We start from the raw sequence: 12995 nt of genomic DNA on the forward strand, positions 1-12995 counted from the left end.
GTCCCCTCCCCAACGAGCTTTGGGATTTCGCTCCATGCTGCATCAATCCGTATCGACGCCATTTTCTCCCCTGCATGAAATCGAGGGCGATTTCAGCCTCGGCCTGCTTCTTACCGCCGATCATGCCCGCCGCGACGTTCCTGCCGAATATGGCACGCTCGGTTTGCAGGAAAGTGAATTCGAGCGGCATATCGCCTACGATATCGGCGTCGAGCATCTGACGCGCGAACTGGCGCGACGCCTTGATGCGCCGGCGGTCCTCGGTGGCTTCTCGCGTCTGCTGATAGACCCCAATCGCGGCGAGGACGATCCGACACTCATCATGCAGCTGTCGGACGGCGCCGTCATCACCGGCAATTATCCGATGTCGGCGGGCGAGCGCGAGGAACGGCTCGAACGGTTCTACCGCCCCTATCACGACGCGGTCACGCGGGCGGGCGAACGCGTTGCGGCGGAAAGCGGCGCGGCACCCTTCATCGTGTCGATCCACTCCTTCACGCCGCGCTGGAAAGTCAGGGCGCGTCCGTGGCATGTCGGCCTTCTCTGGGACAGGGACGACCGGGCGGTAAAACCGCTCCTGTCCCTCTTGCGCGAAAGCGCCGATCTCGTGGTGGGCGACAACGAACCCTATGACGGCGCGCTGAAGAACGACGCCATGTACCGGCACGCGACGGCAAAGGGCTTCGCCCATGTTCTGATCGAAGTGCGGCAGGACCTGATCGCCGACCGTCAGGGCGCCGGCGAATGGGCGGAAAGGCTCGCACCCATGCTCGCGCAAATAAACGCGCTGCCCGATATCCATACCGTCCGGCATTTCGGCTCACGCAGCGACACCGGCAAATAACGGAGCTGTCAGGAGACGCTTTGCCCGCTATCCACAGGGCTTGACCCATCAAATCGGGTCGGGCATCGAAATAGGCTCTTAATTTTGCCCGCGACTCGCGGGAAAAACGGTCCAGACTTTCGATAAGCGGTTTTTGCGCAATGCGTGTCCGCGCCATCATTGACCTTGAATTGGAGAACACCTCGTGAGCGACGACATTACCAGCGAAGCCCAGACGATTGCTGTCGGCCAGTTGCGCGCCTTCATCGAGCGCATCGAGCGCCTGGAAGAAGAAAAAAAGACCATCGGCGACGATATCAAGGAAGTTTATGCGGAATTGAAGGGTTCGGGGTTTGACAGCAAGGTCGTGAGGACCATTATTCGTTTGCGCAAAAAAGAAGACCATGAACGTCAGGAAGAAGAAGCCATGCTGCAGCTCTACATGGATGCGCTTGGCATGAGCTGATTTCGGCTCCCGCGGGCCGCCCTTCTTCCTGAAATTGCAACCCGGCGGATCGCCTGTGGTCCGCTCTAAGGAAGGGGGCAGGGTCCATGGAGCTCAGGAAGCTCGGACGTACGGAAATCAACGTTTCGCCGCTGTGTTTTGGCGGCAATGTGTTCGGATGGACGGTCGATGAAGCGACATCCTTTTCGCTTCTCGACCGTTTTGTCGATGCGGGTTTCAATTTCATCGACACGGCGGATGCCTATTCCGCATGGGCGCCCGGAAATGCGGGCGGAGAATCCGAAACCATCATCGGCAACTGGCTGAAATCGCGCGGCCTGCGTGACAAGGTCGTCATTGCCACCAAAGTCGGCTCCGAAATGGGACCCGACGAAAAAGGTCTTTCCCCGGCCTATATCCGCAAGGCGGTCGACGCCTCCCTCAAACGGCTGCAGACGGATTACATCGATCTTTACCAGTCCCACTGGGACGATCCGCAAACGCCGTTCGAAGACGTGCTCGGCACCTATCAGGAACTGATCGAGGCGGGCAAGATACGCGCCATCGGCGCTTCCAACCTGACGCCGGAACGCCTGACCGAAGCGCTGGATATCGCGCAGAAACACGATCTGCCGCGTTATGAGAGCCTGCAACCGCTCTATAATTTCTACGACCGTCCGAATTTCGAAAACGGACTTGAGGCAGTCTGCCGCGACAACCAGCTCGGAGTCATTCCCTATTATGCGCTGGCTGCCGGTTTCCTCACTGGCAAATACCGCTCGAAGGACGATCTCGGCCAGAGCGCACGCGGCAAATCGGTCGAGAAATATCTGACGGATCGCGGTTCGCGCATCGTCGCCGCGCTTGACGAGGTCGCGGGCCAGCTTGGCGTCACCCCAGCGCAGGTCGCCATTGCCTGGCTAATCGCCCGGCCCGCCGTCACCGCGCCGATTGCAAGTGTCACCCGCTCGGCGCAGCTCGGAGAACTGATCGCGGCGGCGGAACTGACGCTCGGCGAAAGCCAGCTTGGATTGCTGGACAAGGCGAGCAGTTAAAGGGCGAGCAGTTACTTTTCAAGGGATCGAAGGGCAGTTTTACCCTTCGATCTCCTCGCGCAGCATTTCCAGCTCCAGCCATTCCTCTTCCATGGCCGCGTTTTCGGAACGCTTCTTCTCCAGAAGATCGGCCGTCTTGGCAAATAGCGCCGGGTCCTTGGCATAAAGCTGCGGATCGGCGAGTTTGCCTTCCAGGACGGCAATCTCCTTCGCCAGCGCGTCCATCTTGCCGGGCAACGTTTCGAGCGCGAATTTCTGCTTGTAGGAAAGCTTGCGCTTGTCCTCCCGCTTCGGCTGCGGGGCGCTTTCCTCTGCCTTTCCCTCGCTGCTTGGACCCGTGCCCTTGACCGAACGCCGGTTCAGGGCCTGCTCCTTGCGCTGCGCCATCATGTCTGCGTAGCCGCCCGCATATTCCAGCCAGCGCCCGTCGCCTTCCGGCGCGATGACCGAGGTGACGGTGCGGTCCAGAAAATCACGGTCGTGGCTGACCAGAACCACCGTTCCCGGAAAGCCCGCAACCAGTTCCTGCAACAGATCGAGCGTCTCCATGTCGAGGTCGTTGGTCGGTTCGTCGAGGATGAGCAGATTGGCGGGCCGCGCCAGAACCCGCGCCAGCATCAGCCGTGCGCGCTCGCCGCCGGAAAGCTCGCGGATGGGTGTGCGCGCCTGTTCGGGCTGGAACAGAAAGTCCTTCATATAGGAAACGACATGGCGCTGTTCGCCGTTCACGACGAGATTTTCGCCACGACCGTCGGTCAGGTAATGCGCGAGCGTATCGTCCAGATTGAGGCTTTCGCGCTTCTGGTCCAGTTCGGCCATTTCCAGATTGACGCCGAGCCGCAAGGCGCCGGAATCCGGTGCCAGCTTCGCCGTCAGGAGCGACAGAAGCGTGGTCTTGCCCGCGCCGTTCGGTCCCACGAGGCCGATACGGTCGCCGCGCTGAACCCGGATAGAGAAATCCTTCACCAGCACGCGTTCGCCATAGGCCTTGTTCAGTCCCTTGGCTTCGATGACCAGCTTGCCGGATTCCTTTGCATCGCTTGCCGCGAGAACCGCCGTCCCCTGCGCCTTGCGGTGATTGCGGAAATCGGCGCGCATGGAATGCAATTCGCCGAGGCGGCGCATGTTGCGCTTGCGCCGCGCAGTCACGCCGTAACGCAACCAGTGTTCCTCGCGCGCGATCTGGCGTCCGAGCTTGTGATGGTCCCGCTCTTCCTCCTCCAGAACCTTGTCGCGCCATTCCTCGAAATGCCCGAACCCCTGCTCCAGACGGCGGGTCATGCCACGGTCGAGCCAAACGGTCGCCCGGCTGACATTTTCCAGAAAGCGCCGGTCGTGCGAGATGAGAACGATGGCCGAGCGAATCTGGCGCAGTTCGCCTTCCAGCCATTCGATGGTCGTCAGATCGAGATGGTTGGTCGGCTCGTCGAGCAGAAGCACGTCCGGCTGTGGCGCGATCACCCGCGCAAGTGCTGCACGCCGCGCCTCGCCGCCGGAAAGATGGTCCGGCTTTTCATCGCCCGTCAGGCCCAGATGTTCGAGGAGATAGGTCACGCGATGCGGATCGTCCGTCGGCCCCAGCCCCGCCTCGACATAGCCGCGCACATTGGCGAAACCGTCCATGTCCGGCACCTGCGGCAGATAGCGCACCGTCGCGCCCGGATGCTTGTACACTTCGCCCGAGGTAGGCTCCACCATGCCCGCCGCAATTTTCAGCAGGGTGGACTTGCCGGAACCATTACGCCCGACCAGCGCGATGCGGTCGCCCTCGCTGACGGAAAGCGCGGCCTCTTCCAGGAGCGGGGTCCCGCCGAAGGTAAGCTTGATCTGGTCGAGGCGAAGGAGCGGTGGTGCCATGGTTCTCTTCGATAAACAGGTTTGAAAATTCCGCCCTGCTTGTCCGCGACAAAAGCCGATCTGTCAAATGGAACGGCACGAAAAGACCCGCGAAAAACAAACAGGCCGGGTTTCCCCGGCCTGTCGACAGTCTTCTTTCCAGCGATTACTGGCAGGGCGCTTCGTAGACGCGGCCATACGGGTCGCGATAACGGCAGTACTGCGTGCCATTGCGCGACTGGGCGGCGCCAAGGAGCGTACCGGCGACACCGCCGATAGCCGCACCCGTAAGCGCGCCGCGGCCATTGCCGCCGATTGCGCCGCCGGCAAGCGCGCCGAGCGCTGCGCCGCCGACGCCGTAACCGGCCGTGCGCCGTTCGTTGGTCGTGCAAGCAGCCGTCGAGAACGCAAGCACGCCAGCAACTGCAATCATCGTAAGACGTGATTTCATTGGAACTTCTCCTACAGGGTTGAACTTAGGGCCAATTGGCCCTGACACCGACCTTGCGTCCCCAATTTCGGCGTAAAGCAGATGATACCCGCTTGCCCCATTTACAATACGTTCGTTTGCCAGCGTCAAGCTCTTTCGATTGATAGGGTTAGCAGCTACCACTGGAGGAAGCCACCATTTCCAAGTTGGCTATAAGTATCGCCAGACCAGAACGCGCAGTAACGCCAAGTGTTCCGCGAACTACATTGGAAACCGTCCATGAAGAGCCAAAAGGCAATGTCACATTATCTAACGGCCACTCTGCATTTGTGATCGAAAGGCCTTCGACTGTGCTGAAATTAATGACGCTGAAGGGCGTTCCATCAGGAAAATCGTAGATATAATCTCCGGGCGGCAGGGGCCACGCTTCCTCCGCTCCGCTGGAGAGCAGTATCTCCCGTCCTCGCGCCGCCTGCGCGGTCGCCATGGTAAGATGCTGCAATGTGTGATCGGTCCGCTGCCCGCCGAAGGCTCCGCACAGGATGACGCGCGTCGCGCCACGCGCAAAAGCCTCCTCGAAAGCAAGCTCCCCGTCCGTCATGTCCTTGGCGGAAGGAAACCTCTTCTGCGGCACGTGGGCATATTGCGCCTGAAGCGCGGCCGGGGAGGAATCGAAATCGCCCAGCCACAGTTCCGGCTCGACGCCGAGCGCCGCAGCATGACGGATACCGCTATCGGCAGCAAGAACCCGCGCGCCCGCGATCTGGCGTTTCAGGCGATCAGTCACCGACAGATCGCCGCCGAGAAGTATGACGAATGTGCTCATAAGCTGCTCATAACATGGGCGAATCTCCATCGGAAGCCCGTCTGGCGGCTTCACTGCTCCCCTTGCCCTTGCCGCATCGACGGATTATTGTCGCAACCGCTCTAACGGGGTGCCATTTGCCTTTGCAGATGGCTGAGAGGCCAAACAAAGCATTTCCAGCAAAAGTGTGAAACGGTTTTGCGTCCGGAAATGCTGAATAAAACGGCCAACCCGCTGAACCTGATCCGGCTTGCACCGGCGGAGGGATTAGGGTCAGGACCTGTTAATTTGATGAAAATGGCACCTGAAATGACAAGAACTGCAAGGAAAGACGCGAAAAACGGGGTGATTCCCCCGGTTGAGCGGCTTGACGCAGCAGATCACCAGTCATTTCGGTGTCCGAAGGATGTGGTCCATCCGCCCGGCTACTTTGTCGAAAAGTCTCGAAAATGAACCACATCTCCTTCGCCTTTTCTCCTCGTATCCAGGCGGATGGCCTCACACCATTTCCACCAAATTAACAGGTCCTGACCCTAGATGCTCCATGAAACGGCGCTCGATCCTCTTGAAATGAACGAAAGGAAGTGCCGTGATGCGGCTTTTATCCCTGCTGACCTTTTCGCTTTCCGCAGCCCTCGCCTTCGCGCCGCAAGCGCAGGCGAAGGACACGCTCACCATCTATACTTATGACAGCTTCGTCTCCGAATGGGGCCCCGGCCCGAAAGTGAAGGAAAACTTCGAAAAGGAATGCAACTGCGAAGTTGACTGGATCGCATCCGCCGATGGCGTCGCCCTGCTCAATCGTCTCAAGCTCGAAGGCAGCAACACCAAAGCCGATATCGTGCTCGGCCTCGACACGAACCTCACCACCGAGGCGCGCGCCACCGGCTTCTTCGCACCGAGCGGCATCGATCAGGGCAATGTCAAAATTCCGGTCGATTTCAAGGACGATATTTTCGTGCCCTATGACTACGGCTATTTCGCCGTAGTCTACGATTCCGAAAAGCTCCCCAATCCGCCCAGAAGCCTGAAAGAACTGGTCGAAGGCGATCCGGCGCAGAAAATCGTGCTTCAGGACCCGCGCACCTCGACGCCGGGTCTCGGCATGTTGCTCTGGGTCAAGTCCGTCTATGGCAACGAGGCGGAAGCGGCGTGGCAGAAACTGCAGAAACGCATCCTCACCGTCACGCCGGGCTGGTCGGAGGCTTATGGTCTCTTCACCAGGGGCGAAGCGCCGATGGTGCTTTCCTATACGACCTCCCCCGCCTATCACATGATAGCCGAAAAGACGGAGCGCTATAAAGCTCTGGCCTATCCGGAAGGCAACTATCTCCAGATCGAGCTTGCCGCCCGGACCACGACCGGCGCCAAAAATCCGCTGGCGCAAAAATTTCTCGCCTTCATGACCGGTCCGGGCTTCCAGGATGTGATTCCCGAAACCAACTGGATGTATCCGGCGGGCAAGACCTCCACGCCGCTTCCCGCGGCCTTCGACGCCCTGCCCAAACCGGAAAAGACCCTGCTCGTCCCATCCAACGACGTGGCGCGTTACCGCAAGTCCTGGGTGGACGAGTGGCTGGCCGCGACCAGTAAATGACGACGATTCCGGCACGGCACCGACTTAAGCCCACGCCCGCGATGAAACCCGTCGCGGGCGTGCTGGCGCTGTTCTTTCTGACGGTGCTTGCCGGAGGCGCGCTTGCCGCCCTCGCCTTCGAGGCCGGCAGCGGCGGTTTCGATACCGCCGCCAGTTTCGACGCCTATTTGTGGCGCGTGGCGCGCTTCACCATATTGCAGGCCATCGCGTCGAGCCTGCTTTCGGTCCTGTTCGCCATTCCTGTGGCGCGCTCCCTTTATGCCGAGGCGAGCTTTCCGGGACGCGGACTGGTCCTGCGGCTGTTCGCCTTGCCGCTTGCCCTGCCGGCCCTTGTCGCAGTTCTGGGCATCACCGGCATTTATGGCCGCAACGGCCTTGTCGCCCATCTGTCCGAGGCGGCGGGTTATCCGGTCCAGCCCGATATTTACGGCATCACGGGCATATTGATCGCGCATATCTTCTTCAACATGCCGCTTGCCGCCCGTCTCATTCTTGCGGCTTACGATTCCATCCCGACCGACTACTGGAAACTCTCGGCCCAGCTCGGCATGAGCAGCCGGGCGCGTTTTCGCCTCATCGAATGGCCGGTGATCCGACGCAACCTTCCCGGCATGATCGGCCTCGTCTTCATGCTCTGCGTGACCAGTTTCACGACAGTGCTGACCCTTGGCGGCGGGCCGCGCGCCACCACGCTGGAAGTCGCGATCTATCAAAGCCTGCATTTCGATTTCGACCCGGGCCGCGCTGTCGCCCTCACCTTCGCGCAGCTTGCGCTGACGCTTGCCGTGCTTCTGGTGCTGCGCCTGACCGGCAGACCGTCCGAAGAGGGTTTCACCCATTCGGCAACCCCGCGACGCTACGCCAGGACGTCCGCGTCGGAAAGGGTTTTAAACGTCATGATCATCGCCATGGGCTTCCTTTATGTGGCACTGCCCGTCGCAGGCGTAATCGTCTCCGGTCTCGCCGCCGATCTGACCCGTTTGTTGAGCGAAGCGCCGGTCTGGCGCGCTATTGTCACCAGTCTGGCGCTCGGTTTTTCGGCAGCGCTTCTATCGGTCATTCTTTCGCTTGCGCTCGTCTCCGCCCGCGAGGCGGTAAAAAAACGCGGGCTTGCCGGCCTGTTCGACACCGGCGCCAGCCTCATTCTCGTCATGCCGCCCATCGTCACCGGGGCGGGCTGGTTCATCCTGCTCCGCCATTTCACCGATCCCTTCACGATGGCGCCTTTCATGGTCGTGACCGTCAATGCCGCCATGGCGATGCCTTTTGCCGTGCGCCTGCTGCGCCCGGCATGGGATACGGCGGCAAGCCGCCACAACCGGCTTTGCGCGCAACTGGGCATAAGCGGGTTCAACCGCTTCCGCCTCATCGACTGGCCCTCGATCCGGCGTCCCGTCGGCATGGCTTTCGCCTTCGCCATGGCGCTTTCCCTTGGCGACCTCGGCACCATAGCCCTGTTCGGCAGCGACGCTCTGCTGACGCTCCCCTATCTTCTCTTGCAGCGCATGGGCAGCTATCGCACATTCGATGCCGCCGGTCTGGCGCTCATTCTGGGACTTCTCTGCCTTGGATTGATGATGATCGCGGATCGCGCCGCCCGAAAGGAACTGCCTTCTCCATGAGCGCCCCTGCCGAAATCCGCGTCGATAACGTCCGCTTCAGCTATGGCGAAACCGCCATGCATTTCGACGCCGCGATACCGGGCGGCGTCATTGCCGCCATCGTCGGGCCAAGCGGCTCGGGCAAGTCGACACTCCTCAACCTCATCGCCGGTTTCGAGTTTCCGCAATCCGGGCGCATCCTGATCGCAGGCGAAGACGTGACCGCGCTTTCACCCGCCGACCGGCCCGTCTCGATGGTGTTTCAGGAAAACAACCTGTTCGCTCACCTGACCGTCGAACAGAATATCGGCCTCGGACGTTCCCCGAACCTGGGGCTGACCGCGAAAGACCGGGCTGATATTGCCGAGGCTCTTTCACGCGTGGGACTGGCCGGCAAGGAACAGCGCAAGCCGGAAGCATTGTCCGGCGGTGAGCGCCAGCGCGTGGCGATCGCACGCGCCCTGATCCGCCAGCGGCCCGTTCTGCTTCTCGATGAAGCTTTCGCCTCGCTCGGCCCCGCGCTGCGCCATCAGATGCTCGATCTGGTCAGGGAGCTTCACCTTGAGACCGGCATGACCGTGCTGATGGTCACCCACACACCCGAAGACGCACTTCATCTCGATGCGCTGTTGCTATTTCTCGACACCGGACGAATTTCGGCCATGGGTCCGGCCGCTGAGCTGCTGTCGCCCGCTGGACCGGATGCGCTTCGGCGCTATATCGGCGAAAAACGCGGCCTGCCCCGGACATAAACCGGACGCGACCGTCAAATAGAGTTACGGTTGCGGACATATTTTGTTCGCAATCTGCCGGAAGAAGCGGCAGGAACTTGTTTGTGCTGCTTGTACGCTTTCCGGTCAGTAGCTAGATTTGGCGCGGATTACAAAATCTGATTCAGAAGCGAGGATAAAATACTGTTCCGTCAAACGACCCGCTCCCGGGCCTTCCTGTGTCTACCCATCTCCCTGCCAGAATGGACGCAGCAAAATTGGCGGAAACCGGCCATTGGTCTTGGCTTGCTCGCGGTCGCGATGATTTCGGGCTGCCAGTCGATCAATTCCAGCAAGGATCTGGGGCTGCATCCCTCCGCCAATCCCGTGACGGTCGACAATGTGACGCGCAATGACCGGCTGGCGCAATTGGGCGCGAAGCAGCATCCGCGTATCCTCGCCACTTATGGCGGCGAATACAAGGACCAGAAGCTGGAACGCATGGTGGCGAAGATCGTCGGCAAGCTGACGACCGTTTCCGACAAGCCGGACCAGACCTATCGCATTACCATTCTGGATAGTCCCAACATCAACGCCTTCGCGCTGCCCGGCGGCTATCTCTACATCACGCGCGGTCTGCTGGCGCTCGCCAACGATTCCTCGGAAGTGGCGGCGGTGATCGCGCACGAGATGGGGCACGTCGTTGCCAATCACGGCATTCTGCGTCAGGAAAAGGAAGCCGAGACGGCAATCGCCGGTCGTGTCGCCAGCGAAGTGCTGCACAATGAATCCGCAAGCCGCGAGGAAGCGCTGCGCGGCAAGCTGCGCCTTGCGCAATTCTCGCGCAATCAGGAACTGCAGGCCGACGCCCTCGGTATCAAGATGATCGGCGAAGCGGGCTACGACCCCTTTGCCTCCGCCCGTTTCCTGCAATCGATGGAAGCCTATACGAGCTTCCGCTCGGTTTCGGGCGCGACCGACGCCAGCCTCGACTTTCTCGCGAGCCACCCGGCAACGCCGCAGCGCATCCAGCTGGCGCTTGGCCATGCCCGCCGCATCGGCGCGCCGGGCGTGGGCACGACCGACCGCGATTCCTTCCTCAACGGGATCGACGGCCTCCTTTACGGCGACTCGCCAAGCGAAGGCTATGTCCGCGAACAGACCTTCATCCATCCGAAACTCGGCGTAACCTTCCGCGCTCCCAACGGTTTCACCATCGACAATTCCGCCACCGCCGTCATGGCGAGCGGTCCGGGTGAAGTGGCCATCCGTTTTGACGGCGCGTCGCTGCCCTCCGGCTCCAACCTTGCGGACTATATCCGGTCCGGCTGGGTGACCGGTCTCGACGAAAACTCGATCCAGACGACCACCATCAACGGACTGCCCGCCGCGACCGCGCGCGCCAGCGCCGACCGCTGGCAGTTCGACATCGTGGTCATCGGCGCCAACAACAAGGTCTATCGCTTCCTGACGGCAGCGCCGAAAGGCAGCGAGGCGCTCCTGCCTGCCTCGCAGACCGTGACGCAATCCTTCCGTCTGTTGTCACCCAACGAACAGAACGCCATCAAGCCGCTTCGCATCCGCGTCGTGACGGTCAGGCCGGGCGACACGATGGCGAGCCTTTCGGCCCGTATGCAGGGCACGACCCGCAAGCTGGAACTCTTCCGGTTGCTCAACGCCATGCCGACAGGGGCAACGGTTTCGGTGGGCGGACGTGTAAAGCTGATCAGCGAATAGAGCGCATCCCGGAAAGTATGAAGTCCTTTTCGGGATGAGGACATGCAAGGGGATGACGATGAAGACGCAAATCCACGCAGTGCTCGCCGGAAAGATTTCGCCGCTTGGGCCGCGCGCCGCGCCAAGCGGTATCGACAAGCACCCCGTCAGCGGCAAGGTCCGCGTGACCTTCGAGGGGCTGGATTGCGACGCCCAAGGCGACCGCAAGGTGCATGGCGGGCCTGAAAAGGCCGTCCATCACTATCCCCACGATCACTATGCCATCTGGCGCGATGAGATCGGCGACAATCCGCGTCTTGAAACGCATGGTGCCTTTGGCGAAAATATTTCCGCTTCCGGTCTCCACGAAGGCAATGTCGCCGTGGGCGACAGGTTCCGGCTCGGTAGCGCGCTTGTCGAGGTTTCGCAGGGACGCCAGCCATGCTGGAAACTCAACGAACGTTTTCAAATGCCCGATATGGCCGTCCGCGTGCAGAAGACCGGACGCACGGGCTGGTACTATCGCGTTCTGGAAGAAGGTGAGGTCGAAAGCGGCGATGCGATGGAACGCGTCGACCGGCTTTCACCCGACTGGACGCTGCATCGCATCTGGCACCTGCTTTATGTCGATATGCTGAACTATGACGCCCTGGCCGAAATGGCGCAGATCGGCCATCTCGCCGATAGCTGGAAACGCTACGCCGTGCGGCGCCTTGAAACCCGCAAGGTGGAAGACTGGTCTTCCCGGCTCGAAGGCAAAAGCGTCGAGACACAAAAGTAACGAGTCGCATATGGCGGCTTCTGAAACAGACACTCAGTGTTTGAATCCAAAAGCGACAGGCTGCGGCGAAAATGGTGATTTTCGAGTACCGGAGCGGAGTGTACTTTGGGTACATGAGCACCGGAACGCAGATAAATTGCCATTTGCAGACCGGCATGGCGACTTTTGGAACAGACACTCATGCCTGATAAGCCGCCAGTTCGTGCTGGCTCAACAGCGCAACCTTGAGCTTCTCCAGCGCCCGGCTTTCGATCTGCCGCACGCGTTCCTTGGAAATGCCGAGTTTTTCGCCGAGCGCCTCCAGCGTCACACCATCATCGTCGAGACGCCGCTCGCGGATGATGTGCAACTCGCGCTCATTGAGGGAATCGAGCGCGACATGGAGCCAGCGGTTCCGGCGTTCCATGTCGATGGAGCTTTCCGCGATCTCATCTTGAAGCGGATGATCGTCGATGAGGAAATCCATGCGCCGGGAAGAACCGGATTCGTCGTTGCCGACCGGCATGGAAAGCGAGCTGTCCGGGCCGGACAGGCGGCTGTCCATGAATTCGACATCGCTCGCCGAAACACCGAGCTGTTCGGAAATCTCGCGATAGATTTCCGATTTGCTCATGGTGTCGTCGGACTGCGCAAGTTTCGACCGCAGGCGGCGCAGATTGAAGAACAGCGCCTTTTGGGCAGAACTCGTGCCGCCGCGCACGATGGACCAGTTGCGCAGGATATAATCCTGCATCGACGCCCGGATCCACCAGGACGCATAGGTCGAGAAGCGGACATCGCGTTCGGGGTCGAAACGCGCCGCAGCTTCCAGAAGACCGACATAGCCTTCCTGGATGAGATCGCTCATCGGCAGCTTGAACTTGCGGAACCGTCCGGCCATGGATATGACCAGCCGCATATGCGCCGATGTGATGCGGTGAAGGGCCTCCTGATCCTTCAGCTCCTTCCAGCGGATGGCGAGGTCGCGTTCCTCCTCACGCTCCAGATAAGGCGCCGACATTGCGCGACGGATCATCGACTGGGAAGAAACCGCGGTCGCGGAGAGGCTGTGCGCGACCACCGGGCGATTTGCTGAAACTGCGGAAGAACTGCTCATGGATGACGGCTTCATCTGGTTCTCCTGTTCTGAACTCATGCCCACCGGGCGTTGAGTGGAAGGATATTCCAGTTCCGCTGAGAACCGTCGGACGACCAGG

12 protein-coding genes, 1 pseudogene and 1 riboswitch are annotated in these 12995 nt (G+C 60.7%); of the genes and pseudogenes, 8 read left to right on the forward strand and 5 right to left on the reverse strand.

What is annotated here, in order from left to right; genetic code table 11:
- Positions 1-34: 34 nt before the first annotated feature.
- The 3 genes from FHS76_RS13835 (at position 35) to FHS76_RS13845 (ending at position 2323) form a co-directional block, all read left to right on the forward strand.
- Positions 35-844: an N-formylglutamate amidohydrolase gene (locus tag FHS76_RS13835; protein WP_183653625.1), complete on the forward strand. Its 810-nt coding sequence runs from the start codon at positions 35-37 to the stop codon at positions 842-844.
- A gap of 184 nt (positions 845-1028) precedes the next feature.
- The gene (locus FHS76_RS13840) at positions 1029-1289 is read left to right on the forward strand and encodes a DUF2312 domain-containing protein (RefSeq protein WP_002964837.1); all 261 of its coding nucleotides are present in this window, start codon (positions 1029-1031) and stop codon (positions 1287-1289) included.
- A gap of 86 nt (positions 1290-1375) precedes the next feature.
- Positions 1376-2323, forward strand: coding sequence for an aldo/keto reductase (locus FHS76_RS13845; RefSeq protein WP_183653628.1), 948 nt, complete (start codon positions 1376-1378; stop codon positions 2321-2323).
- Between the two features lie 39 nt (positions 2324-2362).
- Here the strand turns inward: FHS76_RS13845 and FHS76_RS13850 are convergent, their stop codons facing one another.
- The 3 genes from FHS76_RS13850 to FHS76_RS13860 all read right to left on the reverse strand — a co-directional run bounded on the left by FHS76_RS13850 (position 2363) and on the right by FHS76_RS13860 (position 5415).
- Positions 2363-4180 carry an ABC-F family ATP-binding cassette domain-containing protein gene (locus FHS76_RS13850; RefSeq protein ID WP_183653631.1) on the reverse strand — a complete coding sequence of 606 codons (1818 nt, stop codon included), beginning with the start codon at positions 4178-4180 and terminating at the stop codon, positions 2363-2365.
- A 145-nt stretch (positions 4181-4325) separates the two neighbouring features.
- Positions 4326-4610: a glycine zipper 2TM domain-containing protein gene (locus FHS76_RS13855; protein WP_183653634.1), complete on the reverse strand. Its 285-nt coding sequence runs from the start codon at positions 4608-4610 to the stop codon at positions 4326-4328.
- A 148-nt stretch (positions 4611-4758) separates the two neighbouring features.
- Positions 4759-5415: a thiamine diphosphokinase gene (locus tag FHS76_RS13860; protein ID WP_183653637.1), complete on the reverse strand. Its 657-nt coding sequence runs from the start codon at positions 5413-5415 to the stop codon at positions 4759-4761.
- A gap of 95 nt (positions 5416-5510) precedes the next feature.
- A riboswitch (TPP riboswitch) is annotated at positions 5511-5678 on the forward strand.
- Between the two features lie 308 nt (positions 5679-5986).
- On the opposite strand from FHS76_RS13860, the gene thiB reads away from it, so the two are divergent.
- From thiB to FHS76_RS13885, 5 genes are all read left to right on the forward strand, one after another.
- On the forward strand, positions 5987-6991 hold the full coding sequence (thiB, locus tag FHS76_RS13865) for a thiamine ABC transporter substrate binding subunit (RefSeq protein ID WP_183653639.1): 1005 nt from the start codon (positions 5987-5989) through the stop codon (positions 6989-6991).
- Positions 6988-8613: a thiamine/thiamine pyrophosphate ABC transporter permease ThiP gene (thiP, locus tag FHS76_RS13870; RefSeq protein ID WP_183653642.1), complete on the forward strand. Its 1626-nt coding sequence runs from the start codon at positions 6988-6990 to the stop codon at positions 8611-8613. Before thiB ends, thiP begins: the two co-directional genes overlap by 4 nt.
- Positions 8610-9344: a thiamine ABC transporter ATP-binding protein gene (gene thiQ / locus FHS76_RS13875; RefSeq protein WP_183653645.1), complete on the forward strand. Its 735-nt coding sequence runs from the start codon at positions 8610-8612 to the stop codon at positions 9342-9344. Before thiP ends, thiQ begins: the two co-directional genes overlap by 4 nt.
- A gap of 213 nt (positions 9345-9557) precedes the next feature.
- Positions 9558-11039: a cell division protease CdlP gene (cdlP, locus tag FHS76_RS13880; RefSeq protein WP_183653957.1), complete on the forward strand. Its 1482-nt coding sequence runs from the start codon at positions 9558-9560 to the stop codon at positions 11037-11039.
- Between the two features lie 58 nt (positions 11040-11097).
- Positions 11098-11799 (forward strand): MOSC domain-containing protein, encoded by a 702-nt coding sequence (locus FHS76_RS13885; protein WP_183653648.1) that lies wholly within the window; start codon positions 11098-11100, stop codon positions 11797-11799.
- A 34-nt stretch (positions 11800-11833) separates the two neighbouring features.
- On the opposite strand, the pseudogene FHS76_RS22570 reads toward FHS76_RS13885, so the two are convergent.
- Together FHS76_RS22570 and FHS76_RS13890 are read right to left on the reverse strand one after the other, a co-directional pair.
- Positions 11834-11981: pseudogene (locus FHS76_RS22570) on the reverse strand (flagellar basal body P-ring protein FlgI); the annotation flags it as partial.
- Positions 11978-12910: an RNA polymerase factor sigma-32 gene (locus FHS76_RS13890; protein ID WP_183653651.1), complete on the reverse strand. Its 933-nt coding sequence runs from the start codon at positions 12908-12910 to the stop codon at positions 11978-11980. The pseudogene FHS76_RS22570 and the gene FHS76_RS13890, both read right to left, overlap by 4 nt.
- Between the last annotated feature and the right edge of the window lie 85 nt (positions 12911-12995).

The sequence above is a fragment of the Brucella daejeonensis genome (assembly GCF_014199265.1).
In the GTDB taxonomy this organism is placed as follows: Bacteria; Pseudomonadota; Alphaproteobacteria; order Rhizobiales; family Rhizobiaceae; genus Brucella; species Brucella daejeonensis.